General features: G+C 66.2%; 20 protein-coding genes and 2 tRNA genes. 9 read left to right on the forward strand and 13 right to left on the reverse strand.

Annotation, left to right across the window (positions count from 1 at the left end; translation table 11 throughout):
• Window positions 1-10: 10 nt before the first annotated feature.
• The 3 genes from mnmA to AB4Y79_RS02260 all read right to left on the reverse strand — a co-directional run bounded on the left by mnmA (window position 11) and on the right by AB4Y79_RS02260 (window position 3,261).
• On the reverse strand, window positions 11-1,144 hold the full coding sequence (mnmA, locus tag AB4Y79_RS02250; RefSeq protein ID WP_441858403.1) for a tRNA 2-thiouridine(34) synthase MnmA: 1,134 nt from the start codon (window positions 1,142-1,144) through the stop codon (window positions 11-13).
• A gap of 158 nt (window positions 1,145-1,302) precedes the next feature.
• On the reverse strand, window positions 1,303-2,532 hold the full coding sequence (locus AB4Y79_RS02255) for a cysteine desulfurase family protein (protein WP_441858405.1): 1,230 nt from the start codon (window positions 2,530-2,532) through the stop codon (window positions 1,303-1,305).
• Window positions 2,533-2,595: 63 nt separating this feature from the next.
• The gene (locus tag AB4Y79_RS02260) at window positions 2,596-3,261 is read right to left on the reverse strand and encodes a helix-turn-helix transcriptional regulator (RefSeq protein WP_441858407.1); all 666 of its coding nucleotides are present in this window, start codon (window positions 3,259-3,261) and stop codon (window positions 2,596-2,598) included.
• An 87-nt stretch (window positions 3,262-3,348) separates the two neighbouring features.
• Here AB4Y79_RS02260 and AB4Y79_RS02265 point away from each other — a divergent pair, with 87 nt between their 5' ends.
• The gene (locus AB4Y79_RS02265) at window positions 3,349-3,807 is read left to right on the forward strand and encodes a hypothetical protein (RefSeq protein WP_441858408.1); all 459 of its coding nucleotides are present in this window, start codon (window positions 3,349-3,351) and stop codon (window positions 3,805-3,807) included.
• Here AB4Y79_RS02265 and AB4Y79_RS02270 read toward each other — a convergent pair.
• Complete coding sequence (locus AB4Y79_RS02270) at window positions 3,777-4,472, reverse strand: hypothetical protein (RefSeq protein ID WP_441858410.1); 696 nt, start codon at window positions 4,470-4,472, stop codon at window positions 3,777-3,779. The two genes, AB4Y79_RS02265 and AB4Y79_RS02270, sit on opposite strands and share 31 nt — an antisense overlap.
• A gap of 180 nt (window positions 4,473-4,652) precedes the next feature.
• Here AB4Y79_RS02270 and AB4Y79_RS02275 point away from each other — a divergent pair, with 180 nt between their 5' ends.
• From AB4Y79_RS02275 to AB4Y79_RS02290, 4 genes are all read left to right on the forward strand, one after another.
• On the forward strand, window positions 4,653-5,597 hold the full coding sequence (locus tag AB4Y79_RS02275; RefSeq protein ID WP_441858412.1) for a J domain-containing protein: 945 nt from the start codon (window positions 4,653-4,655) through the stop codon (window positions 5,595-5,597).
• A gap of 23 nt (window positions 5,598-5,620) precedes the next feature.
• The gene (locus tag AB4Y79_RS02280) at window positions 5,621-6,088 is read left to right on the forward strand and encodes a tRNA (cytidine(34)-2'-O)-methyltransferase (protein WP_308930466.1); all 468 of its coding nucleotides are present in this window, start codon (window positions 5,621-5,623) and stop codon (window positions 6,086-6,088) included.
• Between the two features lie 209 nt (window positions 6,089-6,297).
• On the forward strand, window positions 6,298-6,906 hold the full coding sequence (locus tag AB4Y79_RS02285; RefSeq protein ID WP_441858413.1) for a sigma-70 family RNA polymerase sigma factor: 609 nt from the start codon (window positions 6,298-6,300) through the stop codon (window positions 6,904-6,906).
• Between the two features lie 10 nt (window positions 6,907-6,916).
• Complete coding sequence (locus tag AB4Y79_RS02290) at window positions 6,917-7,756, forward strand: anti-sigma factor (RefSeq protein ID WP_441858887.1); 840 nt, start codon at window positions 6,917-6,919, stop codon at window positions 7,754-7,756.
• 78 nt (window positions 7,757-7,834) lie between these two features.
• Here the strand turns inward: AB4Y79_RS02290 and AB4Y79_RS02295 are convergent, their stop codons facing one another.
• The 4 genes from AB4Y79_RS02295 to AB4Y79_RS02310 form a co-directional block, all read right to left on the reverse strand.
• A complete protein-coding gene (locus AB4Y79_RS02295; RefSeq protein WP_441858414.1) occupies window positions 7,835-8,614 on the reverse strand; it encodes a PIG-L deacetylase family protein in 780 nt (259 codons plus the stop codon).
• 4 nt (window positions 8,615-8,618) lie between these two features.
• On the reverse strand, window positions 8,619-9,566 hold the full coding sequence (locus AB4Y79_RS02300) for an electron transfer flavoprotein subunit alpha/FixB family protein (RefSeq protein WP_441858416.1): 948 nt from the start codon (window positions 9,564-9,566) through the stop codon (window positions 8,619-8,621).
• 14 nt (window positions 9,567-9,580) lie between these two features.
• Window positions 9,581-10,372: an electron transfer flavoprotein subunit beta/FixA family protein gene (locus AB4Y79_RS02305; protein ID WP_441858418.1), complete on the reverse strand. Its 792-nt coding sequence runs from the start codon at window positions 10,370-10,372 to the stop codon at window positions 9,581-9,583.
• Between the two features lie 228 nt (window positions 10,373-10,600).
• Window positions 10,601-12,220, reverse strand: a complete 1,620-nt coding sequence (locus AB4Y79_RS02310) for a S1C family serine protease (protein WP_441858420.1) — start codon at window positions 12,218-12,220, stop codon at window positions 10,601-10,603.
• A gap of 280 nt (window positions 12,221-12,500) precedes the next feature.
• Between AB4Y79_RS02310 and AB4Y79_RS02315 the strand changes: the two genes are divergently transcribed.
• The 3 genes from AB4Y79_RS02315 (at window position 12,501) to AB4Y79_RS02325 (ending at window position 16,974) form a co-directional block, all read left to right on the forward strand.
• Window positions 12,501-14,552 carry a TPM domain-containing protein gene (locus AB4Y79_RS02315; protein WP_441858422.1) on the forward strand — a complete coding sequence of 684 codons (2,052 nt, stop codon included), beginning with the start codon at window positions 12,501-12,503 and terminating at the stop codon, window positions 14,550-14,552.
• A gap of 108 nt (window positions 14,553-14,660) precedes the next feature.
• On the forward strand, window positions 14,661-15,446 hold the full coding sequence (locus AB4Y79_RS02320) for a PspA/IM30 family protein (protein ID WP_441858424.1): 786 nt from the start codon (window positions 14,661-14,663) through the stop codon (window positions 15,444-15,446).
• An 88-nt stretch (window positions 15,447-15,534) separates the two neighbouring features.
• Window positions 15,535-16,974, forward strand: coding sequence for a cryptochrome/photolyase family protein (locus AB4Y79_RS02325; protein ID WP_441858426.1), 1,440 nt, complete (start codon window positions 15,535-15,537; stop codon window positions 16,972-16,974).
• On the opposite strand, the gene AB4Y79_RS02330 is transcribed toward AB4Y79_RS02325, so the two are convergent.
• The 5 genes from AB4Y79_RS02330 to AB4Y79_RS02350 form a co-directional block, all read right to left on the reverse strand.
• Window positions 16,964-17,896: a cytochrome b/b6 domain-containing protein gene (locus AB4Y79_RS02330; protein ID WP_441858427.1), complete on the reverse strand. Its 933-nt coding sequence runs from the start codon at window positions 17,894-17,896 to the stop codon at window positions 16,964-16,966. The two genes, AB4Y79_RS02325 and AB4Y79_RS02330, sit on opposite strands and share 11 nt — an antisense overlap.
• Before the next feature lie 138 nt (window positions 17,897-18,034).
• Window positions 18,035-18,108 (reverse strand) — tRNA-Met (locus AB4Y79_RS02335).
• A 145-nt stretch (window positions 18,109-18,253) separates the two neighbouring features.
• A tRNA-Met gene (locus AB4Y79_RS02340) sits at window positions 18,254-18,327 on the reverse strand.
• A gap of 120 nt (window positions 18,328-18,447) precedes the next feature.
• A complete protein-coding gene (locus tag AB4Y79_RS02345; protein ID WP_441858429.1) occupies window positions 18,448-21,426 on the reverse strand; it encodes a UPF0182 family membrane protein in 2,979 nt (992 codons plus the stop codon).
• 163 nt (window positions 21,427-21,589) lie between these two features.
• On the reverse strand, window positions 21,590-22,801 hold the full coding sequence (locus AB4Y79_RS02350) for a YlbL family protein (protein ID WP_441858431.1): 1,212 nt from the start codon (window positions 22,799-22,801) through the stop codon (window positions 21,590-21,592).
• A 136-nt stretch (window positions 22,802-22,937) separates the two neighbouring features.
• On the opposite strand from AB4Y79_RS02350, the gene AB4Y79_RS02355 reads away from it, so the two are divergent.
• Window positions 22,938-24,392, forward strand: coding sequence for a zinc-dependent metalloprotease (locus tag AB4Y79_RS02355; protein ID WP_441858433.1), 1,455 nt, complete (start codon window positions 22,938-22,940; stop codon window positions 24,390-24,392).
• Window positions 24,393-24,394 lie beyond the last annotated feature (2 nt).

Below are 24,394 nucleotides of genomic sequence, written 5' to 3' on the forward strand. Positions count from 1 at the left end.
AACGGCTTGGTTAGAGCGCGGCCCGCTGGAGGGACCGTGCGGCGTCGATGGTGGCCTGGCCCAGCACGCGGCTGCCCTGGTACAGCACCACGGTCTGGCCCGGGGCCACACCGCGCAGCGGAGCCTCCAGCCGAACCACCAGCTGGCTGCCGGCAGCCCCGTCCAAGGCCGGCTCCGTCCATGCCTTGGCGGGCACGGGATCCCCGTGCGCGCGGACCTGGGCGTGGCAGTTGAACTCCGCGCCCGTTTCCACCTCGGAAATGGGAAGGCCTGCCCAGGAGACCTTGATGCCGCGGATCTCGTCGATGGCGAGCAGTGCTTCAGGACCCACCACGACCTTGTTTTCCTTGGGCCGGATTTCCAGGACGAAGCGGGGCTTGCCGTCGGCCGCCGGGGTGCCCAGCTTGAGTCCGCGCCGCTGGCCCACCGTGAAGGCATTGGCTCCCGGGTGCTCCCCCACCTTGGCGCCGGACTCGTCCACGATGTCACCGGTGGTCATCTCGATTTTTTCGGCGAGCCAGCCGGCGGTGTCACCGTCGGGAATGAAACAGATATCGTGGCTGTCCGGCTTGTTGGCGACGGAGAGGCCACGGCGCTCCGCTTCGGCACGGACCTCGGCCTTGGACGGGGTGTCGGCCAGGGGGAACATGGAGTGCTTGAGTTGTTCGTGCGTCAGGACACCAAGGACATAGCTCTGGTCCTTCGCCCAGTCGGCTGCCCGGTGGAGTTCCCTGTTGCCGTCGGCGTCCTCGATCACCTTGGCGTAATGGCCGGTGCAGACGGCGTCGAAGCCCAGGGCAATGGCCTTCTCCAGCAGGGCGGCGAACTTGATGCGTTCGTTGCAGCGCATGCAGGGGTTGGGAGTCCGGCCGGCAGCGTATTCGTCGATGAAGTCCTGGACGACGTCTTCCTTGAAGCGCTCGGAGAAATCCCAGACGTAGTACGGGATGCCGAGTACATCGCAGGCACGCCATGCGTCCCGGGAGTCTTCGATGGTGCAACAGCCGCGGCTGCCGGTGCGCAGGGTTCCCGGCATGCGGGACAGGGCAAGGTGGACGCCGACGACGTCGTGCCCGGCCTCGACCGCGCGGGCGGCGGCAACGGCGGAGTCAACTCCGCCGCTCATGGCTGCTAGTACTCGCATGCTGGCTTTCTGTTGGGGACGCTGGCTTACCGGGGGCCGGCCGGCAATGCCGGGCGGCGGAAACGATCTTCGCCTATCCATTCTACGGCCCCGCGCAAATCGCACCGGGGCGCCGGGATCTTCGCCGGCAAGCTCGTCCAGGCCACCGGGGTGCCGGGTCAGGTGCCGTGCAGCGCCTGCCGTGCCACGGTTCCTGCGGTTTGAATGCTGGACTCATGCCCGGCCATCCCCGCCTGGCGCGCCCTCGAATACGCCTCGGGCAGCGCTGCAAGCAAGGCATCGACGTCGGCCTTGGTGGACGTGTGTCCCAGGCTGAACCGCTGGGCACCCCGCGCGGCTTCCTCGTCCAGGCCCATGGCCAGCAGCACGTGGGAGGGTCGCGGTACGCCGGCCGTGCAGGCAGAACCGGTGGACGATTCGACGCCGGCCAGGTCCAGGAGGAACAGCAGCGAGTCCCCTTCGCAGCCAGGAAATGTGAAATGGGCGTTGCCGGGCAGCCGGCCGTCGCCTGGCGCCCCACGGAGTACGGCCTCGGGAACGCGTTCGCGGACGCCGTCCACCAGGACGTTGCGCAGCGAGGAAATTCGTGCCGCTTCCTCGGGGCGCGCGGCGATGGCGGCTTCCGCGGCGGCGGCGAAGGCCGCTATGGATGCCGTGTCCAGCGTTCCGGAACGGACGTCGCGTTCCTGCCCGCCGCCGTGCTGCACGGGTGTCAGTTTGACCGAGCGGCCCAGCAGGAGCGCGCCAACCCCGACAGGGCCACCGATCTTGTGCCCGGAAATGGACATCGCATCGAGGCCGGATTCCTTGAAGTCCACGGGCAGGGAGCCGAATGCCTGGACGGCGTCGGAGTGGACCGGAACGCCGGCCGCGTGGGCCAGCTCCACGATGCGGCGGACCGGCTGGATGGTACCTACCTCGTTGTTGGCCCACATCACGGTCACCAGCGCCACACTGCCGGGGTCCCGAGCGAGCTCCGCCGCCAGGACGCCGGGATCCACCGCGCCCTCGCTGTCCACGGGCAGCCAGGTAACGGCCGCGCCCTCATGGCGCTCAAGCCATTCAACGGTGTCCAGCACGGCGTGATGTTCGACGGCGGAGCAGAGGATGCGGCGACGCCTTGGGTCCTCCGCCACACGGGACCAGTACAAGCCCTTCACGGCGAGGTTGTCCGACTCGGTGCCGCCGGAGGTGAAGATCACTTCTGAAGGGTGCGCTCCTGCCGCCGCGGCAATGGTTTCGCGCGCGTCTTCCACGGCGCGGCGGGCGCGGCGGCCGGACCCGTGGAGTGACGAAGGGTTTCCGGTGCGTGCCAGTTCACGCGTCAGGGCGGTGAGGGCCGCGCCGGTCAGCGGCGTGGTGGCTGCGTGGTCGAGGTAGGCGGGCACCGTTCAATTCTAGCGCTGACTGCCGCGGCAGCCCGGGCCCAGGAAAGCAGCCGGGGCCGCCACTCATGAGGCGCCCGTGATCCTCGCGCAGCAATGACCGGGAAGGTCGACCGGAGCTACCCGGTCCTCGGGATCGCCGCACCCGGCCACCGCTCCCCGCAGGAATGCGCCGTTCATGTCGCACACTACTGACGCGTGCTGGCTGGAAAGCCTGTGAAAGGGGCAGTTGGGCAGCAGGTAGCCGCCGTCGCCGTCGTCCTGGGGCCGGTAGCCCGCCTGGGCCAGGAACTCCCCCATGCTCCCGGCCGCTGCCGCCAGCTCGCGGCCCTTCCGGAAGGCGGCTGCGCGAAGCGCCTCGCCGACCGGCCCGCTCCCGGCCTGGGACGCCTCGATGGCGGCCGCCATCAGCTCGCCGGCCAGGTCATAGTTGCGGTCCGGTACAGACGCCCCCACTTCGCCTCCCGCCCGCCGGTACATTTTGGCAGGCCGTCCGGAACCCGGGCCAGCCTTTCCGGGAGGCTTGTGGAACTCCACGGCCAGCAGCCCGTCCTGGACCAGCCTGTCCAGATGGAACGAGGCCGTGCTCCGCGCCATGCCTGCGGACTCGGCCACCTCGTCCCGGCCCACCGGCCGCGGTGCCGCTGCAACCAGTTCGAAAAGCTGCAGCCGTTTAGCGTCGGTGAGGGAGGCGACGGCTGCAATCCTGTCCGCCCAGGGAAGTCGATACACGGGTCCGCCAATCCATAGTCAAGATCTCTTGATTATAGAACACGAAATTTCTAAAATTGGCATACCTACTTTTAGAAGGAGCGCATCATGAAATCGGCATCGGCACTGAACACCCTCCATGCACCGGCCACGGAGTCGGCCACCCGGCAGGCCTTCCTGCTGCTGCGGACTGTCTTTACGGTCGCCCCGATCCTGTTTGGCCTGGACAAGTTCACGAACATCCTTACCGACTGGACCGTTTACCTGGCGCCCCAGGCCACCGCGCTGGTACCACTGGCCCCGAAGACTTTCATGTACGTGGTGGGCGTCGTGGAGATCATCGCCGGCATCGCCGTGGCGGTCCGCCCCCGCTTCGGCTCACTCCTTGTGGCCGCCTGGCTGGCCGGGATCATCGTCAACCTGCTGGTCCTGGGAAGCTTCTACGATGTAGCCCTGCGTGACTTCGGCCTGCTGGTGGGCGCATTGGCCCTCAACCGGCTGTCGGCAGGCAACCGGGCCGCGCCGGATGGCCTGGCTCAGGCCGACGGCGGCACCAACGGCAAGTAGCGCGCCACATCATTGCGCGCAGCGGCAAGCGAGCCCGGATCCGGGCAGGACACGGAAATGTAGGCCGACGAACCCGCGGTGCCGAAGACCCTCGCCAGGACCGCGGTCGATTTTCCGCCGTGTGCTGCCGGCTCCAGCGCGAGCACCTCGACACTCTTGCCGGGCTCGTCCGGGCTGCCGCCCCACTGCAACGTTTCCGTTTTCAAGTACGAGGGCTGGATGGTGGCGTCCAGGTACTGGAACAGGGCCACTGTGGACTCCCGGTCGTCCCCGCGGACCAGCGACCCCTGTCCCGTACTGACCCGGGCCTCTACAACGCAGCCGTCCGCCTTGGCGTATTGGCTTGCGCCGGACACGTCCTCCTTGACCGGCTTCCACCCGGGGGCACGCTTCAGCTCATCGGAGATACCTACCGGGACGCCCGGGGCCAAGGTGCCCCCGGCCCCGAAAGGCAGGTCCCGGGCTGCCACTGCCGCCGCGTCGTGGCCTGGGGTGATCGTCGGGGTGGACAGGGCCGGCGTACTTGGCGGCGCTTGGGTGTCTGCAGGGTCACGGACATCCACGCTGCAGCCGGCCAGCAGTACAGCCCCCAGCCCGGCTATCGCCAGCGGCACCCCCAGGCACCTTCCCCGGCCCGCCGGCCGGGCCGTCGTCGGAACATCCATTTCCACCCCGTTGCATCCCCTCCAGCCGGTGTCCGGCCGTGCATCCACGAGTCTAAACGCCGGCCGCGGGGAACCCGCGCACCCGGGACGCTCGTTGTCAGTGCAGGTCAGCCATCCGCGCTGGCTAGACTGGGCGGGCACTTTGCTTTCCCCGTGGCGCATGAAGAAGAGGAAGATTGCTTGACCGAGAGCAGCAGCTCCCACTACCAGGTCCTCCGCGTGGCTGTCACGGCCACCGAGAAAGAGATCAAAGTGGCGTACCGGCGTGCTGCCAGGACCGCCCACCCGGACCACGGGGGTGACGCCGCAACGTTCCGCCGGGTCACCGCCGCCTACGAGACCCTGATCGATCCGCAGCGCCGCAAGGCCTACGACCGGTCTTACGCGGCGGGTACCTTTCGTGACGCTCCACCGGAGGCCGGCGCCCATTTTGATGCACCGGCAGCAGGCAGCCGGGCGTCCGCCACAGTCCGCAGGCCAGGCGGCGGCAGGAACACCGCCGGGGACCCACCGGTTTACGTTCCGTCCTACGAAGAGAGCGGTGGCGTTCCGCTGATTCCCCTCGCGCAGGCCCGCCAACAGGTGCATGGGATGCCCCGGAAGAGGGGAATTTTCGGCGCCGAGGCCCGCATCCAGCGGGAAATGCGCACCGTGCAGCTCCTGTCACGCCAGGTGCTGCCGGCCATCCCCGCGGCCCGGCTCATCAACGGCCTGCAGTCGCCGGCGGACAACAGCCACATAGACCACGCCGTACTGTCCGGTTACCGCCTCGCCCTGGTCAACTCGATGCTCCTGCCCAAGGGAGCCTATGCCTGGGACGGCCGCACGCTCAATCATGGGGGACGCGCCGTGGCGCCGCCCCAGCTTGCCCAGGTGGTGTGGGCCATGCAGGACATCTTCCCGGAGCTGAACGTCACCGGATGGACCGTGGTTTTCAGTCCGGACGGCAACCTCCATGAGCCAGTCATCGACCACCACCGCCGCCCGGCGGGGGCCTTGGAAACGGTCCAGATCGTCAACGCGGCGGGCCTGGTACGCGGCCTGAAGGAGTTCCTGGCTGCCGGACCTGCCCCCAACACCGTGAATGTCCCGGTCCTGGCCAGGCTGCTGCGCGGCATGCTTTGACAGCGGTTGGCTAGGATGGGGAGGTGTTCCGCATCCTCTTCCATGCCCCTGAAATTCCCGGCAATACCGGCAACGCCATCCGGCTGGCCGCCATCACCGGGGCTGAACTGCATCTCGTGGAACCCTTGGGCTTCGACTTCTCAGATGCCAAACTGCGCCGGGCCGGCCTCGACTACCATGACCTCGCCGTCGTGACGGTCCACCGGAGCATCGAAGACGCCTGGGAGCACCTCAAGCCGGAGCGCGTCTACGCCTTCACCTCGGACGGTACAACCAGCTACACGGACATCCCGTACCAGCCTGGCGACGTCCTGATGTTCGGCCGCGAATCCGTCGGACTGCCGGAAGAACTGAAGACCGACCCCCACGTGAGCGCCACGGTGCGCCTGCCCATGCTGCCGGCGCTGCGGTCCCTCAACCTCGCCAACGCCGCGTCCATTGCCGTGTACGAGGCCTGGCGCCAGCAGGGCTTCGCCGGCGCCAGGCTCTAGCACCCCGCCAGACTGGACCGCCCGGGCGCCGCAACATGTTTGGCGTCCACCCCATCCGTTTACTGCACGGCTCCGAATGACTTTTGAACACATTCGAGCGGAGCAAGGAGCGGCAGGTGACTTTACTGGAGGCGCATTCCAGGCGCGGGCACCGCAACGGGACCGGCACTGCCCGGGAAGTCCCCGCCGGAGACTTATGCTTGGATGTGATGGAAACTCCCAACGCGCCGAATCCCGAGGGCTCCGCCGCGGTGACTGATCCCCCTGCCGATATCAGCCAGCGCCTGTCAGCCCTGTTGGCCGCTGTCGCCCGAGGGGACCAAGCCGCGTTTGCCGAGTTCTACCAGCTCACGTCCCGCCGGGTTTTTGGCATGGCACGGCGGGTCCTGATCGATCCCGAACTCAGCGAAGACACCACGCAGGAAGTCTTCCTGCAGGTCTGGCAGAACGCGGCCAAGTTCGATCCCCAGGCCGGAAGCCCGCTGTCCTGGCTCATGACCATCTCGCACCGGCGTGCGGTGGACAAGGTCCGTTCCTCGCAGTCCGCCACGGACAGGGAAGCGAAATACGGAGCCAGCACGCAGGACATTGACCATGACAGCGTCTCTGACGAAGTCGGAAGCCGGCTCGAGGCTGAGGCGGTAGTCCGCTGTTTGGAGACGCTGACCGAAACACAACAGGAGTCCGTGCGCCTGGCCTACTACGGCGGCCTGACGTACCGGGAAGTCGCAGAACGGCTGAATGCGGCTGTTCCCACCATAAAGTCCCGCATCCGCGATGGACTGATCCGATTGAAAACCTGTCTGGGGGTGAGTTGAGATGAGCGAAATGGACAGCAGCCGCAACGAGCGTTCGCGTGCTTTCGGCGACACCGTCGCCATGGACCTTGCAGCAGGCCGGGCCGTCGACCTCGCCGAACTCTACGCCCTTGACGCGGTTACGGAGCAGGAACGCGACGCCATTGACCACTACATGTCCACCGCGCCGGAGACGGAGCGCCTGGTCTTCCTTGAGCGCGTCCGCCAGTCCCGGGAGACGCTGGCCCGTACCTTCCGCGTGGAGGAGGAGCCGCCGTCGGACCTGTTCGATCGGATTGTGGCCCAGCTTCCCGCGGCCGGCGACCGTGCCGACGCAGAGCCGGCGACGCCGGCCATCGGCACGGCGCAACCTGCAGAGCCAACGGACGAGCTTGCCCAGGCCCGCAAACGCCGGGCAGAGCGCCGCCCGTCAGGCACGAGGCGCTGGCTGGTGGGAGTTGCAGCCGCGGCAGCCATTGCACTGGGGGGCGTCGGGGTGGGCGCCTACCTGGCTGACCAGAATGATCCCGTCAACCAGGTTGTCCGCGCCGGTGACCTGCGCGAAGCTTCCGTCAACGTTCAGGGCGGCGGCAAGGCCACGGTGCTGATCTCCGCGTCGGAGGATGCCGCCGTGGTGAAAATGAGCGGCGTACCCGCTCCACCTGCAGGCAAGGTCTACCAGATGTGGCTCATTCCCAAGGACGGATCCGCCCCGGTATCGCAGGGCCTGATGGACGAACAGGCACTCTCGAAGCCTGCCGTGGTCCAGGGTATCCATTCGGCTGCATCGCTGGGGATCACCGTTGAACCTGCCGGCGGTTCCAAATCGCCCACGCTGCCCACCGTTGCGGCGGCACCGCTCGGGGCCTGACCCGCACTCCGGGGCCTGCAACGGCCTACCACGTAAAGCGCCCCGTTCCCTTCCAGGGAGCGGGGCGCTTCTTTCGTCCTAGAAGCCTGCGATGGTGCCGGGTCCGTTGACCGCCACCACGTGGAAGGCCTCGGCACTGCAGCCTTGGGGCATGCCTGCGCGTACGGCGTTGGTGCGCATGCCCTGGCGCACGGTGGCTTCCATGGCCTCCACATCGGGGTGCTGGCTGACGTGGACGTGGATGGCGGCGAGTTTCGCATCCACGTGGGCTGTGACATCGACGAAATGGTTTTCCCGCTCCTCCGGTCCCGCGTACAGCCAGAGCCACGGCAGCTTGTAGGCTTCCAGGCCCGCTTCCGCCAGTTCCGGGTAGGCGAACGGGTTCTCCAGCGCCGGGTACACGGCCCGGGTCACCGCCTCCCCCACCGCCAGGTGGTCCGGGTGGCTCTTTTGGATCCGCTGCCAGTTCCGTTCCGGATGCATGGACAGTACGACGTCGGGGCGGACTTCGCGGATCAGCCGCACCACGCCTTTCATCACCTCGTGCGAGGCCTCGAGGTAGCCGTCGCGCTGGTGGAGGTAGTGGATGTCGGTGACCCCCACCAGCTCCGCTGCCCGGCGCTGCTCGGCGTCGCGCATGGCGATGATGTCCGCGCGGTGGGCCGGGTCGAAGCCGCCGGCATCGCCGTCGGTCATGATGCAGTAGCTCACCTCGACCCCTGCCGCCGTCCACGCGGCGATGGTGCCTGCTGCACCGAAGTCGATGTCGTCAGGGTGGGCCGCAAAACAGAGCACCCGCCCAACCCGGTGCATGTCCGGGTTGAACGGGCTCCCTGCCTGCTCGCTGGAAGCAGTCAACTAATCAACCTTTTCGCTTCTTGATCTCGGCCGCGGCCTGCGGCAGGACATCAAAGACGTCGCCGATGATGCCAAAGTCCGCGATTTCGAAGACGGGTGATTCGGCGTCCTTGTTGACAGCGACGATCACCTTGGACGTCTGCATGCCGGCCTTCTGCTGGATGGCGCCCGAGATACCGGCCGAGATGTACAGCTGCGGGGAAACCGTCTTGCCGGTCTGCCCCACCTGCGCGTCGTGGCTGATCCATCCCGCATCCGTGGCTGCCCGGGAAGCACCCACGGCAGCACCGAGGGCATCGGCGAGCTCCTCGACGGGACCGAAGTCGCCGTCCATGCCGCGGCCGCCTGCCACGACGATCCGCGCGTCCGTGAGGTCCGGGCGGCCGCTGGCCACCTTCTGCTCGCGGGCAGTGATACGGGCAGCGTTTGCGACGGCGGGCACCTCCACCGTTGCCATTTCAGGCGTGGTGGGTGAGGGCGCGGGTTCCGGTACCACGTTGTTGGCCTTGAGCGTCAGCACGGAAACGGCCGTCGTGGCCTTGCAGGAGGTGTTGTACGAGCCGGCCAGGACGGACTTGTGCGCAGTACCGTCCGGGTCTACGGCGACGACGTCGGTGATGACGCCGGCGTTGAGCCTGATGCCCAGCCGCGCTGCGATTTCCTTGCCTTCCGGTGAGTTGTCCAGCAGCACCATGCCGGCGCCGGTGGTTTCCGCCGCGGCGGCCAGGTAGGCGGCCTTGGGGGCTACCAGGAAGTCGCCCAGGTCCTGGGCCGAAGGGTGCAGGACGGTGCCCACACCGTATTCGGCGAAGGTGGCTGCGACGTCGTCGGAAAGGTCTCCGTTGAACGCCACGGTGCTCTCCCCCAGGGAACGTGCCAGGGTCAGCAGCTCAAGGCTGCTTTTCTTGAGCGAGGCTCCGGGGTTGTCGATGAATACGAGTACTTTTGCCATGTCGAACGTCCCTCTTAGAGCAGCTTCTGGGCGGCCAGGAAATCAACCAGCTTGATGCCGGCGTCGCCCTCGTCGGTAATGATGGTGCCGGCAGTCCTCGGCGGCCGCTCTTCGGCGCTGGTGACGGTGGTCCAGGACCCGGCAAAGCCAACCCGGGCAGGGTCCACGCCGATGTCGGCCAGGGACAGCGTGGTGATGCTCTTGCGCTTGGCCGCGATAATGCCCTTGAAGTTGGGGTACCGCGGCTCGTTGATCTGGTCCGTGACGGAGACCACCGCCGGCAGCGGTGCTTCCACGGTTTCCGATGATGTGTCAGCATCGCGGCGCGCGGTCAACCGGCCGCCGTCGACCTCCAGCGAGGAAGCGAAGGTCACCTGCGGCAGTCCGAGCCGCTCTGCCAGCTGGGCCGGGACAAGCGAGGTCTCGCCGTCGGTGGACGCCATCCCGGTGAGGACCAGGTCCACGCTGCCCAGGTGCCGTACCGCGGCCGCGAGCGCCAGCGAGGTGGCAGCCGCATCCGAGCCGGCGAGCGCGTCGTCCGTGAGGTGGACGCCTTCGGTGGCGCCCATCTGCAGCGATTTCTTCACGGCGTTGACGGCCCCGGCAGGACCCATGCTCAGGGCGATGACCTGATTGCCCGCCTTGCTTCCGCCCCTCGCCTCGGCAAGCTGCAGCGCAGCTTCCAGGGCGTATTCGTCGAGCTCGGACAGGATGCTCTCGTCGCGGTCCGCGGTATTGCCCTCGCCATTGAGGTGGCGGTCGAATTGGGCGTCCGGTACATGTTTGACCAGGACTACGATCTTCAATGTCTCTTCCACTGTGTTTACAGCAGCCTTCCATGCTTGTGGACAGCCAGCCGGGTGGGTCATGGCCGCGGAATGCCCGGCAGGCGGGTAGCTCCTAGCTAACCATATCGGCGCGTCCGGGCGCCCTCTTCCGTTAACGCCTGTGTCAGGCTTTCCGTTGCGCCGCGCATGCCGACGGCGGCGCCCCCGTTAGGTGGGGACGCCGCCGTCGTGATGGCTTCGGGCGTGTCAGCTGGCTGCCGCGCCGAGCGTGACGTCGAACGTCTGCTCCTTGCCGCCGCGCTGAACGGTGATCTTGACCGTGGAACCTGCGGGCTGTTCGCGGACCGCCGCGGTCAGCTGGTTCGGTTCGCCGATGCTGAGGTCGTTGAACTTGGTGATGACGTCGCCGACCTTGATCCCGGCCTTCCCTGCCGGCGAACTGGCGTCAACCGTGGCCACGTCGGCGCCTACCGAGAATTCCGAGGATGCACCGGAGGTACTCTTCGCCTTGACGCTGACACCGAGCTGGCCATGGGAGGCCTTGCCGCTGTCGATGATCTCCTGGGCCACGCGCTTGGCGTTGTTGATCGGGATGCTGAACCCGACGCCGATGTTGCCGCTCTGGGACGTCGAGGTGCCGGAGCCTGCGGAGGCGATGGCCACATTCACGCCGATGATCTCACCCTTGCTGTTGACCAGCGCGCCGCCGGAGTTGCCGGGGTTGATGGCGGCATCGGTCTGGATGACATTGATGGCGATGGATCCCTGGCTCGAGCTTTGCTGGCTTTGTCCGCCGCCTGGAGGCGCGAACTGGAATCCCTGGTCACCGCCCTGGCTGTTGTCACCGCCCTGCGGGGCTGCCGACGATGCCACGCTGATGGTCCGGTTCAGTGTGGACACGATGCCATCCGTCACCGTCCCGGTCAGCCCAAGCGGTGAACCGATGGCGATTGCGGTGTCACCCACGTTGAGCTTGGAGGAATCCCCCAGGGTGGCAGGGGTGAGGCTTGAGGTGTCGTCCACCTTGATCACCGCGAGGTCGGACAGGGGGTCCGTGCCCACCAGCTTCGCGGGAAGGACCTTGCCGTCGCTGGTGCGGATTTCAAGGGTGGCGTTGGCGCTCTGGCCGTCCAGCGTGACCACGTGGGTGTTGGTCAGGATGTGTCCCTGGTCGTCAAGGACAATGCCCGAACCGGTGCCGCCGGAGCTGCCGCTCGTGGCACTGATGGTAACCACACTGGGGGAAGCCTTCACCGCGGCGGCAGTAATGGCGTTGACGTCGTCCTTGTTGTTCACGATGACGGTTCCCGGCTGGTTGCTGCCGCCAACCGTCGAGGTGCTGGAGCCGGCGTTTCCAAACAGTTCACCTGCGCCCACCGTTGCCACGCCGCCGCCCACAAGGCCAGCGGCGAGGATGCTGGCGATGAGGGTGCCGATGCCGAAGGTCGCCTTCCGGCGGGGGGCATCCTTGGGATTGGGCGCCAGGCCGACACTCCCGTGCTGCATTCCGGGTCCGGTGCCCTGGGTGGGCTGGCTGCTGGCTTGCATCGGCTGCCCGTGCTGCTGCTGGCCGTAGTATCCGGACTGGCCGTAGAAAGGCTGGCGCTGCGGGTACACGGGCCGCGGAGCGCCTGGCAGTTCCTGGGTGTGGTCCTGGCGCGCCTGCGGCTGGTCCAGCTGCTCCGTGGGGTTGTGCTGCTGGTCCGCGGCGCCATAGTGGCCCTGTTCGTGGCCGGCTTTGCCGCCGTCCCCGGACTGAGTGGCCGTCGGGCGGTCTCCGGGCTGCTGCGGTTCCTGCTGCTGCCAGGGGTTCCGGCTGCCCGCACTTCCCTCCGGGACCGGTCCTGGCGTTTGATTCTCAGTCATGGGACTTCCTTTCACTTGTCTGCCATTAACTATGACCCGTCCCGCTGGAACAAGCTCGGATGTTTGCTGAGAGCTTCCTGAACGCCGGGGGCTGGACCGGAGGAGCGCCAATACGTTTCGCTGGCGGCATATTCGGGCGCATGGACTGGCTGTGGGGTGCACCATAGAATCAAGATGAATTGCCACAGCGACCTGCGGCTTCACACCAAGCGTGGGGGCGCTGCTGGATTCGACGACTGATTCGTCCCGAGTCGGTGTCAGGCGTGCTGAAGGGTTGCACATGCGGTCAAAGTTCAAACGTTTCCTCGCCGTGATCGGCCTTGCCGGGCTGCTCGCGGTACCCACCGGCGCGGCCTGGGCCGAAGACCCGGTGACCATCCCTACCGGGACCAACATCGTTGACGATGCCAACGTCCTGGGCAGCCGGAAGGGCGAAGTCCAGGATGCCATCCAGAAGCTGCTGAAGGACCACAAGTACAACCTGTACGTGGTCACGGTGAAGACCTTCACCAACCCGACCGACCCCGCTCAGTGGACTCAGAAAGTAGCTGAGTTGAGGACCATGGGCAGGGCCGATGCCGTCCTGGCAATTGCTGTCGATGACGGCAAGTTCAACTTCGTCACGAATTCGAGCAGCCCCATACGGTCAAAACAGGCGAACATCAGCCAAAACGCAGTCACCGCCAACTTGGCTGGGGGCAAGAAGAATTACGCGCAGGCTGCCATCGACACTGCATCAGCGATCGGTGATGCAGCCAATGGCGGCAGCGGCAGCGTGTCCTCCGGTGACGGCGCGGGCGCCGCGGTCCTGGTTGGAGCCGGTGTCGTGGTGGCCGGCGGCGGCGCCTACCTGTACTACCGGAACCGCCGGAAGAAGGCTGCCGGCCAGGCATCCACGGGCAGTTACGGCCCCCAGGGTGCCGAGCTGGACCCGCTGGCCTCGCTGAGCGTGGAGGAACTCCGCCGCAAGAGCGGCTCCCTCCTGATCGAGGCAGATGATGCCATCAAGTCCAGCGAACAGGAACTCGGCTTCGCCCAGGCGCAGTACGGCGACTCCGCGGTCGGCAACTTCACCAAAGCGCTGGAGGAAGCCAAAGCCCACATGGGCGAGTCCTTCAAATTGCAGCAGCAGCTTGATGACCACATTCCTGATACCGAGGAGCAGCAACGGACCTGGCTGGGCGAGATCATTCGCCGGTCCGAGGCCGCCCTGGCATCCCTGCAGGAGCAGAAGGCAGACTTCGACTCCCTGCGTGAGCTTGAAAAGAACGCACCCCAGGCCCTGGCCGCCGTCAACGACGGGGCCCGCGAAGCGGATGCCAAGATTGCCAGTGCCGAGCAGTCTCTGGCAACCATGCGCTCCAAGTACGCTGACAGCGCCCTGACACAGGTTTCGGACAACATCGTCCAGGCCAAGGAGCGGCTGGCCTTCGTGCAGAACGCCTCGGAGACGGCGCAGCAAAAGCTGGACGGCGGCGAGCAAAGCCTGGCTGCCGTGGCCGTGCGAGCGGCCGAAGAGAGCCTGCACCAGACCAACGTCCTCCTGGACGCCATCTCCAAACTGTCGGCCAATCTCGACGACGCCCGCAACAGCGTCGACACGGCCGTCGTGGACACCGCCCAGGACCTGGCCCAGGCCAAGGCCATGATCCAGTCCGGAACCCACGCCGAACTGGCAGGGCCCGTGGCCGCGGTGGAAGCAGCTCTTGCCCAGGTCAAGACCGAAATCCAGGGTGGAAAAATCGATCCTGTCGCCACCCTGCAACGGGTCGAAAGCGCGCACCAGACCCTGGACCAGGCCCTGACGGGCATCCGGGACCAGCAGGACCAGGCCCGGCGGGCGCAGGCATCCCTGCAGCAAACCATCATGTCCGCACAGGCGCAGATCAGCGCGACCTCCGACTACATCACCGCGCGGCGCGGCGGTGTCGGCACCGAGGCACGGACCCGGCTGGCGGAATCCCAGCGGAACCTCGACTACGCCCTCTCCATCTCACGCACCGATCCGGTCACGGCGCTCACCTACGCGCAGCAGGCCCACGCCCTGGCGGCGCAGGCGGCACAACTGGCCCAGGCCGACGTCGACCATTTCGACGGCTACGCCAACCAAGGCTTCGGGCGGGGCGGCATGTTCGGCGGCGGCGGAGGCGGCGGCCTAGGCGGCGCCATCCTGGGCGGCATCCTGATCAACTCCATCCTGAACGGCGGTCACGGCGGTTGGGGTGGCGGTGGCGGCTGGGGCGGAGACTCCGGCGGCGGTGGCAGCTGGGGCGGAGACTCCGGCGGCTTCGGCGGCGGAGACTTTGGCGGCGGCGACTCCGGCAGTTTCTAGACCTTCCGCCGGAACACCTCGGAAGAATCCGGCCGGCGGACAGCAGCAGTACACCACTGTGCACCGGTTCCAGTGGGTCAACACAGAGCAGGACGAAAGGCAAACACCATGGTTAAGCAGTCCATTTTCGGCCGGATCGCGCAGTTGGCAAAGGCGAACATCAACACTTTGCTGGACAACGCGGAGGATCCGCAGAAGATGCTGGACCAGATGGTCCGCGACTACACGAACAACATCGCAGAGGCAGAATCCGCCGTGGCCCAGACCATCGGCAACCTCCGGATGCTCGAGGACGACTACAACGAGGACATCAAGAACGCCCAGGACTGGGGTAACAAGGCTCTTGCCGCTTCCCGCAAGGCTGACGAATTCCGTGCCGCCGGCGATGTCACCGACGCCGAAAAGTTCGACAACCTGGCCAAGGTGGCCCTGCAGCGCCAAATGGCCGCCGAGAGTGAAGCCAAGGGCGCCGAGCCGAGCATCGCCTCCCAACGCGAGGTCGTGGACAAGCTCAAGGTGGGCCTGGACCAGATGAAGAACAAGCTCAACCAGCTGACCAGCAAGCGCAACGAACTTGTTGCCCGGTCCAAGACTGCCGCTGCGCAATCCCAGGTCCACGATGCCATCAAGAGCATCGACATCATGGACCCCACCAGCGAAGTGGGCCGCTTCGAGGAGAAGATCCGCCGCGAAGAGGCGAAGGTCCGCGGGCAGGAGGAGCTTGCGGCGTCCAGCCTGGATGCCCAATTCAACCAGCTGGAGGACCTGGGAGAGCAGACGGAGATCGAAGCCAGGCTGGCAGCGCTGAAGGCCGGCGGCAAGCCTGCCCTCGGCGCCGGGAGCCAGGAAACGTCCGGATCAACCGTGGACGAAGCCGACTTCGACAAGCTCTGACCCGCGGCGTATCCGCCGTTTGGACCAAGGCAATGGCCGGGACCGGTGTCCCGGCCATTGCCTTGCCTCCAGTGTGTAGCGTGGTCGTATGGCATCCACTGAAGAAACCTCCCTGGTATGGCTGCGCGACGACCTCCGCCTGGACGACAACCCCGCGCTTGACGCCGCCGCCCGCCTGGGCCGTCCCATGACGGTGGTGTACATCCTCGACGAGGAGTCCGACGGGGTACGCCCGCTCGGTGGTGCCAGCCGCTGGTGGCTTCACCATTCCCTGGCGGCCCTGGCTGATGACCTGGAAAGCCAGGGTTCCCGGCTGGTCCTGCGCCGCGGCCCCGCGACCGGCATTATCCAGGAACTGGCAACCCGGACGAACGCCTCCCACATCTTTTGGAACCGCCGCTACGGGCTGCCCGAGCGCACCATTGACGCCGGGCTCAAGGAATGGGCGGGCGAGAACGGGATCGAGGCCGCCAGCTTCCAGGCGAACCTCCTTTTCGAGCCCTGGACCATCCGTACCGGCGCGGGCGGCCCCTACAAGGTCTACTCGCCCTTCTGGCGGGCCTGCCTGGCGGCACAGGACATCCGCGATGCCTTGGAGGCGCCCGGGACGCTGCCCGGACCTGCCTCGTCCGGACACGGACTGCCAGGCAGTGACACGCTCAGCAGCTGGGAACTCCTGCCCACCTCCCCTGACTGGAGCGGCGGCCTGGCAATGGCCTGGGAGCCCGGCGAAAAGGGCGCTGCGCACCGCCTGGAGGACTTCCTGGACGGCCCCATCGAGGACTACGGCACGGGCAGGAACCTGCCCGGCACTGACGGAACCAGCAGGTTGTCACCGTATTTGCGTTTCGGTGAGGTCAGCCCGTTCCGCGTGTGGCGCGAGATCCGCCGCCGACACCCCCGCAAAGTCCCTGCCGACGTCGGAATATTCCGTTCGGAACTGGGCTGGCGCGAATTCAACTGGCATTTGCTGTACCACAATCCGGACCTGGCCAGCCAAAACTTCCGGCCGGCGTTCGACAAGTTCCAATGGCAGCCGCCGGGCAAGCGAGAACTCGCGGCGTGGCAGCAAGGAAATACCGGATATCCCTTGGTGGACGCCGGCATGAGGCAGTTATGGCAGACCGGCTGGATGCACAACCGCGTCCGGATGGCGGCCGCATCGTTCCTGGTCAAGAACCTCCTCACCGACTGGCGGATCGGGGAGGAATGGTTCTGGGACACCCTGGTGGACGCCGACGCCGCCAACAACCCCGCCAACTGGCAGTGGGTGGCCGGTTCGGGCGCCGATGCCTCACCGTATTACCGGATCTTCAACCCGGTGACGCAAAGCAAGAAATTCGACGCCGCCGGGCGGTACCTCCGCGAGTTCATCCCGGAACTTTCGGACCTCGACAGCAAGGCCATCCACGAGCCGTGGAAATTCGGGGTTGAAGGCTACCCGGAACCGCTCGTGGACCTGCCTGAATCGAGGGAGCGGGCGCTGAACGCCTACCAGGAGCTCAAGGACGCTGAGCCTAGCGGCTGACCTTCCCCATGAGGGACGCAATGGGCCGCAGGAAGATCGGGCGGGCCAGGAACCAGGCGGCCACCATGACCGCAACGGAGGCAAGGAAAACCCAGAAGCCGAACCAGCCGTCGTCGTCGCGGACGCCGTACATGTGGTTCAGGTTCCGCAGCACGCCGGTAGTGAGTACCAGGAAAACGTGGACCACAATGAAGGCCACGAAGTAGATCATCACCGGGAAGTGGACGGCACGCGCCCATTCGATCGGGTAGGCCTTGTTGAGCCCGGCTGCCTTCTTGGGCCATGCGGAGGACATCCGGAGGCCGGTGATGAACGCCAGCGGCGCGGCAATGAAGACGGTCACGAAGTAGGCCAGGAGCTGCAGCGCGTTGTAGTTGATCCAGCCGTCTTCCACAGGCCAGTCCAGCGAGGCGTACTGCAGGGCGGCCGAGAGGGCATTGGGGACGACATCCCAGCTCGTGGGGACGATGCGGGTCCATTGGCCGGTGGCGAACAGCAGGACGGCGAAGACCAGCCCGTTGAGTATCCACAGTGCATCGAGCGTCAGGTGGAACCAGAGCTCCAGGCTGATCTTGGTTGGCGCGTTCCTGGTGCGGATCAGGCCCTTGTTGTTCCTGGTCCAGTGCCCGCTGGGACGCGTCGTGGTCCGCACCTGCCATCCGGTGCGGATGATCAGGAGCAGGAAGAACCCGTTCAGGAAGTGTTGCCAGGCGAGCCACGCCGGGAACCCCACGGGAGCGTTGGCAGGCAGTTCGGAGTGGCCCGGATAATCGGCAACGAAGGAGGCAACGGCGGGCAGCCCCATCAGCAGCCTGGCGATCAGCACTGCCAGGACCAGTCCCACGAGGACGGCGGGAACCGCCCAGTAGAGCCGGGACCGCTTACCCGTCGCGGCGCCGGGCTTCTTCGTGGGTGTGGCCATCGAACAACATACCTCTCAAGAATGGCTTGTGGCTGCCCACGGATCGTGGGGCCCTGCGAAAGAGAATACTAGGAACTGTGCGCATCCAAAGAAAAAAGAAGGCCCCGGCCGGCTAACTGCCGGCGGGGCCTTCATAAGTTGCGGGGACAGGATTTGAACCTGTGACCTCTGGGTTATGAGCCCAGCGAGCTACCGAACTGCTCCACCCCGCGTCGCTTGATCAACACTACCCTACTTTTGCGGCCGTCCGGACCACAGCCATCGCCCACCCGGACAGTTCGACCGAAGGGGCTGCCACCGCTGCCCGGGCAAAGCAAAAGGCCCGAACATCGTTTCCAATGTTCGGGCCTTCCTCAGTTGCGGGGACAGGATTTGAACCTGTGACCTCTGGGTTATGAGCCCAGCGAGCTACCGAACTGCTCCACCCCGCGTCGCAAGAACTACTTTACCGGGAGGTGAACCGGAGGCCAAATCGAGGAGGCGTGACGTCCGTTACGCCGGCCCGGCACCCGCGCCCGTGGAGGCTTGGATGCCGGACCGCCGTCGTCGGACTAGCGGCTCGCTGACGGAGACGGCGTCGCCGAAGGCGTGCCGGAAGCTGCCGGGGCCGGCGTGGCCTCCGGAGCGGTGGCCGGCAGCTTGGCCTCTGCATCCATCGCCTTCTGCAGTGCGGCCGCCACCTTCTTCTGCGCCTCGCCATAGGCAGCGAAGTCGCCGGCCGCAAGCGCCGCCTGGCCCGTCTGGATAGCCGCGTTGGCGTCATCGAGGGCCGCCTTCAGCTGGGCCTTGACATCGGCCTCCGCGGGCGTCGAAGGCGCTGCGGGCCCCGCGGGTGTTTGCCCGTTATTGGCCGAGTCACCGGCAGCAGCCCCCGAATCGCCGCCGAAGAGCTGTTTCAAGGCGGCGTCAAGGGTTGGCGCGAATCCCACCTTGTCACCGAACGCCACCAGCACGCGCTGCAGTGTTGGGTAGGACGTCTCGCCTGTGGATTTGAGGTAGACCGGTTGGACGTACAGGATGCCGCCGCCGACGGGCAGGGTGAGCAGGTTGCCGTTCAGGACATCCGATGCGCCCTGCCGCAACAGGTTGAGGGCCTGCGAAACCGTGGGGTCCGAGTTGAACTTGTTCTGCGCCTGCCCGGGACCGGGCACCTGCGTCTCCGGCGGAATCTGCAGCAGCCGCAGCTTGCCATAGCCGTCCGCCTTCACACCCGCCTGATTGCCGGCGTCCGAATCGGCGGCCAGGAACCCATACAGCACGTTCCGTGCGTTTCCGTTGACGATTTGCGGGATGAACGACGACGTCAGCTGGAACGCCGGCTTCTGCTGGTCAGGCATCTGCAGCGACATGTAGAACGGCGGCTGCTTGACATCTGTACTCACAGTCGGATCGGCCGGGGTGCTCCACGCATCGTTGTTCTTGTAGAAGCTGGTGGGATCCGTCACGTGGTACTGCCCCAGGAGTTCACGCTGGACCTTGAAGAGGTCCTCCGGGTAACGGACGTGGCTCATCAGGGCACCCGACATCTCGGAGTATGGCTTCAGCGAAGACGGGAACACCTTCTGCCAAGCCTTGAGGACGGGGTCGGTGTCATCCCAGGCGTACAGGGTGACCGAGCCGTCATAAGCGTCAACGGTGGCCTTGACTGAGTTCCGGATGTAGTTCACCGTGCTGTTGGGCAGTGCCACGGCACGGCCGGAGCTGGTCTGGGAATCAGCCGTCGCATCGGACAGCTGCTTCTGCTGCGAGTAGGGGAAGTACTGGCTGGTGGTGTAGGCGTCCACGATCCACTTGACCCGGCCGTCCACCAGCGCCGGGTATGAGCCGCCGTCCACCGTCAGGTACGGAGCCACCTTCTGGACTCGGTCGCGGGGGTTCCGGTCGTAAAGGATTTGCGAGTCGGAGTTCACACCATCCGAGAGCAGCAGGTCTGATGACTGGAACTTGATGGCGTACAGGATCTTGTTGAAGAACGAGCCGACGTTCGGGCCGCCGTTGCCCTTGAAGGTGTACTGGGTTTCGCCCTCCCCTTCCTTCCCCGAGGGGCGGTCCTGTTCGCGCGGGGTGGCACCGTCCGGAGCCCCCACGATCGAGTATTCCGGCGAGGACTCGCCGAAGTAGATCCGCGGCTCGTAGGTGGAATCACTGCCAAGGACGCCGGTGGACGGAATGCCGGACTGAAGGAAGTCAGGCTTGCCGTCGACCGTGAACTTGTTGCCTTTGGCGGCCACAACGCCGTAGCCGTGCGTGTACACCACGTGCTGGTTCAGCCAGCCCTGCTGGTTGGTGGCAACGTTGGTGGGGTTCAGCTCGCGCACCGCGATCACGGTGTCCTGGACCTTGCCGTCCACCTCGTAGCGGTCCACGTTGAGGGCCTTCGGGAACTGGTAGTACGGACGGTACTGTTCCAGCTGGGCGAAGGCGTCCGAGATCAGGTTCGGATCCAGGAGCCGGATGTTCGCAGTGGTCTGGGCGTCCGGCGCCAGCGCACCGGTGCTGGCCGTGTTCGTGGCGTCATAGCGGGTTTCCTGGATGCCGTCCAGGCCGTAGGCCTTGCGGGTGTTTTCGATGTTGCGCTGGATGTACTGGCTTTCAAGCGTCTGCTCCGACGGACGCACCTGGAACTGCTGGATCACCCACGGGTAGACACCTCCGGCCAGGATGGAGGTGATGATCAGCATCGCGGTGCCGATCACCGGCAGGCGCCAGCGGCCGATCACCGCGGCAACGATGAACAGGACCGCCACCAGGGCGGCCGCGACGGCGAGGATGGACTTGGTGGGGATGACGGCGTTGACGTCGGTGTAGAGGGCACCGGCCCAGCGGCCGCCGTTGCTCTGCACGGACGAGAAGCGGTCCAGCCAGAAGTTGACGCCCAGGAGAAGCAGGAAGGCCGCACCCGTGACGGCGATGTGGATCTGTGCTGCGCGGCTGGTGAACACACCGCGCTCCATGAGCCGGATGCTGCCGTAAAGGTAGTGGGTGAGGATCCCCGCAATGCCGGCAATGACCACCACACTGATGAGGAACCCGGTCACAAATCCCAGGAACGGCAAGGTCATCAGGTAGAAGCTGATGTCCATGCCGAACTGCGGATCGTTTTGGCCGAAGCCCACCTGGTTGAAGAAGAGCAGCACCTTCTGCCACTGGCTCGCGGCGGCGCTGCCCGCAAACAGGCCAAACAGGACCGGAAGCCCCACCATGACAATCCGGCGGACCGGCTCAAGCTGGGCCTGGTACCTGTTCAGGTTGTCCCGCACCTCCGAGTCCGGCGCGTAGACCGGCCGGGCGTTGTAGGCGATCCGGATAGCGAAGAAGACGGCCGCGAACATCAGGACGAAACCAGCCACGAACGTGGCGATCTTGGCCAGGTTCTCCGTGATGAAGACTTCGATGAAGCCCAGCTGCCGGTACCAGAGGACGTCGGTCCAGACGTTTGCGAAGAATATGAAGCCCACTGCCACCAGGGCGACAACTATCAGGGTGGGCGTCAGGGCGCCGCGTCGTGAAGGGGGTCTGCCTGTGGGCATGGTGCTGGCTGGACGGGACAAACTGGGTACCTCATAGCTGGTCGTCAGAATATTCGAAGCGTGCGAGCGACGTACGCTACCGGCCAAAACGGCTGGTTTGTCCGTCATCTGTGCCACGAGTGGCGGTGGAGCTTAGTTCCTGTCGGTTCTAGTTGCGCCCAGTCTAGTTGTTTGCGCAGGTCGGCAGGCCGGACGTGTCCTGGCCGCTGCCCGCTGACTCCACCGCGTGCCGGGCCTGGGACAGGTTTTCCACCCGCACCACCTGGAGGCCGTCCGGAACGTGGCCGGCAACCTCGTCGCAGTTGCCGGCCGGCGCGAGGAAGAGTGTGGCGCCGGTTGAGCGCGCACCGCGCATCTTCTGCGCGATGCCGCCAATGGGCCCCACTGTCCCGTCCGGGGAGATGGTGCCTGTGCCCGCAATGTGCTTACCGCCCGTGAGGTCACCCGGCGTAACGGTGTCGATAATGCCCAGCGAGAACATGAGCCCGGCGCTCGGTCCGCCCACCTTGTCCAGGGAAATCTGCACCTGGAAGGGGAAATTGAACAGGTACTTCAGCATGACGCCAAGAATGTACCGGCCCTGTCCGTTGTCCTTGGGCGTGATGTCCAGGGTGACCGGCTGGCCTGCCCGCTCCACAGTCACCGTTGCCGGAGCACCCTTGCCCGCGGCCAGTTCATCCTGGATAACGGAAAGGGAGGTGATGTCCTTGCCGTTGATGGTCTTCAGGACGTCGCCCTGCTGGATCTTCCCGGCGGACGCCGAATCCTTTGACAGGTCCGCGGCCTGGAGCTGCTGGCTGAAAGGAATCTTGAGTTCATTCAGGGCCGAGGCAACGGCGTTCTCCTGGGACGTGGTCATGGCCACGGCGCTTTGTTCCTGGGCCTCTTGCTTGGTGGTACCCGTGGGGTAGATCAATTCCTCCGGGTAGACGGCTTTGGAACTGTCCAGCCAGGCGGAGAAGGCGGTGAGGATGCTGACGGATCCCGTCGGACCGCCGTCGACGTACACCGTGGTCAGGTCCAGGCTTCCAGCCGCAGGGTAGGTTTCGTGGCCGCTGACATTGATGACCGGATGCCCCTGGCTCTCCCCCAGTGTGTTGTATGTGGGCCCGGGTGACTCGATGACGTATGGCACCGGAAGGGTGCCAACAGCGATGCCCAGCCCCAGCGCCGCCAGCCCGGCAACCATCATGGTCGACAGGCGCCTGCCCGGCCGTCCGCCGTCGTCCGCAACTGTGCCTCCTGCGGCACCTGCCGAACCGCTGCCGTCCCGGCCCTCAAGGGAGCCGCCGGTGTCCGCTGGTTCCAGATCGGAGTAGGGGCGAAGCTCTGGAACGTGGTCCTCGGAGGAATGGCCGCCACGGGTTGTAGTCACCCCACCAACAGTACGCGGTGAAGGTGTACCGGGGCGCTTTGCCTAGAGCGAACGACGGCGGCGCGCGGCAGACAGCCGTGCCCCACCGAGGTACCGTGAAGATTGATCAACAGTCACACCATCGATCGGCGGGACCATGACCTCCAACCCACTCAATCCGTCCAACGGCGACGACAATCCCAAGGATCCGTTGGCCGAGATGCTGCAGAACCTGATGGGCGGCAAGGGGATGGAAAACTTCGACCCCGCCGAGCTCGCCAAGGCTGCCGGCCTGCCCGATGACCCCAATCTGCTGGCCCAGATGTTTTCGCAGGTGCAGGCGATGATGAGTGCGCCGTCCGAAGGCCCCGTCAACTGGACCCTGGCCCATGACAACGCCCGGCGCGTGGCCGCCGGCAGTTCGGACCCCTCGGTCACCGGCCAGCAGTCACGGGAGGTCGACGAAGCACTCCGACTGGCGGAACTCTGGCTGGATCCCGTCACGGACCTGCCTGCCACGGGGCTGATCGGCAAAGCCTGGTCCCGTGCGGAATGGGTGGAAGCAACCCTGGGCACGTGGAAGCGGCTGACCGAACCGGTGGCCAACAGCATCGCCAACGCCCTTTCCTCCGCCATGACCGAGCAGATGCCCGAGGAAATGAAGTCCATGATGGGCGGCGCCTCCTCGATGCTGCAGAACATGGGCGGCGCCATCTTCGGCATGCAACTCGGGCAGGCCATCGGCGCCCTGTCCAAGGACGTGGTCAGCTCCACCGACATCGGGGTCCCGCTCGCAGACCTCGAAATGGCGCTCCTGCCCGCGAATGTCGCCGCATTCGGTGCGGGCCTGTCGCTGCCCGAGAACGACATCCGGCTGTTCCTTGCCGTGCGGGAAGCCGCGCACGCGCGCCTCTTCGTTCAGGTGCCATGGCTGCGCGGCCACCTGCTGGGTGCCATCGAGGCCTACGCCCGAGGTATCCACATCGACACCTCCCGCATCGAAGAACTCGCCCGCGACCTCGACCCGAGCAACCCGGAAGGCATCCAGGAGGCCCTGTCCCAAGGCGTGTTCATGCCGCAGCGGACCCCCGCCCAGGAGCAGGCGCTGGAGAAGCTCGAGACGGCACTGGCCCTGGTGGAAGGCTGGGTGGACGAGCTCACTGCTGCCGCCACCGAAAAGCTGTTGCCCTCCGCCGGCGCCCTCCGGGAAACGGTGCGGCGCCGCAGGGCCACCGGCGGTCCGGCCGAACACGCATTTGCCTCCCTGGTGGGACTGGAGCTGCGGCCGCGCCGCCTGCGCGACGCCGCCACCCTGTGGGCCACGCTGAAGGATGAGCGCGGCATCGAGGGCCGGGACGCCATCTGGCACCACCCCGACCTGCTGCCCACCGCCGAAGACCTCGACGACCCGAAGGGTTTCAGCTCCCGCCGGAAGCTCGCCGAGGCCAGCGACAGCGAAGTGGATGATGCGCTGCAGAAATTGCTCAGCGGCGGTTTTGACGATGCCCCTGCCGCTGACGGAGGCACCGCCGCCGGCACGGACGGGGACACCGACGGCCAGGACACGGACCGCAAGGACGACGACGGCGGTACGGACCAGCCGAAGAGCTGACA

This window comes from Pseudarthrobacter sp. YAF2, assembly GCF_052113345.1.
Classification (GTDB): domain Bacteria; phylum Actinomycetota; class Actinomycetes; order Actinomycetales; family Micrococcaceae; genus Arthrobacter.

Excerpts from the sequence above, each read along its gene's own strand:
- mnmA (WP_441858403.1), bottom strand. The coding sequence starts at position 1,144 with ATGCGAGTACTAGCAGCCATGAGCGGCGGAGTTGACTCCGCCGTTGCC.
- AB4Y79_RS02265 (WP_441858408.1), top strand. The coding sequence starts at position 3,349 with ATGAAATCGGCATCGGCACTGAACACCCTCCATGCACCGGCCACGGAG.
- AB4Y79_RS02270 (WP_441858410.1), bottom strand. The coding sequence starts at position 4,472 with ATGGATGTTCCGACGACGGCCCGGCCGGCGGGCCGGGGAAGGTGCCTG.
- AB4Y79_RS02285 (WP_441858413.1), top strand. The coding sequence starts at position 6,298 with ATGGAAACTCCCAACGCGCCGAATCCCGAGGGCTCCGCCGCGGTGACT.
- AB4Y79_RS02290 (WP_441858887.1), top strand. The coding sequence starts at position 6,917 with ATGGACAGCAGCCGCAACGAGCGTTCGCGTGCTTTCGGCGACACCGTC.
- AB4Y79_RS02300 (WP_441858416.1), bottom strand. The coding sequence starts at position 9,566 with ATGGCAAAAGTACTCGTATTCATCGACAACCCCGGAGCCTCGCTCAAG.
- AB4Y79_RS02310 (WP_441858420.1), bottom strand. The coding sequence starts at position 12,220 with ATGACTGAGAATCAAACGCCAGGACCGGTCCCGGAGGGAAGTGCGGGC.
- AB4Y79_RS02315 (WP_441858422.1), top strand. The coding sequence starts at position 12,501 with ATGCGGTCAAAGTTCAAACGTTTCCTCGCCGTGATCGGCCTTGCCGGG.
- AB4Y79_RS02320 (WP_441858424.1), top strand. The coding sequence starts at position 14,661 with ATGGTTAAGCAGTCCATTTTCGGCCGGATCGCGCAGTTGGCAAAGGCG.
- AB4Y79_RS02325 (WP_441858426.1), top strand. The coding sequence starts at position 15,535 with ATGGCATCCACTGAAGAAACCTCCCTGGTATGGCTGCGCGACGACCTC.
- AB4Y79_RS02330 (WP_441858427.1), bottom strand. The coding sequence starts at position 17,896 with ATGGCCACACCCACGAAGAAGCCCGGCGCCGCGACGGGTAAGCGGTCC.
- AB4Y79_RS02345 (WP_441858429.1), bottom strand. The coding sequence starts at position 21,426 with ATGCCCACAGGCAGACCCCCTTCACGACGCGGCGCCCTGACGCCCACC.
- AB4Y79_RS02355 (WP_441858433.1), top strand. The coding sequence starts at position 22,938 with ATGACCTCCAACCCACTCAATCCGTCCAACGGCGACGACAATCCCAAG.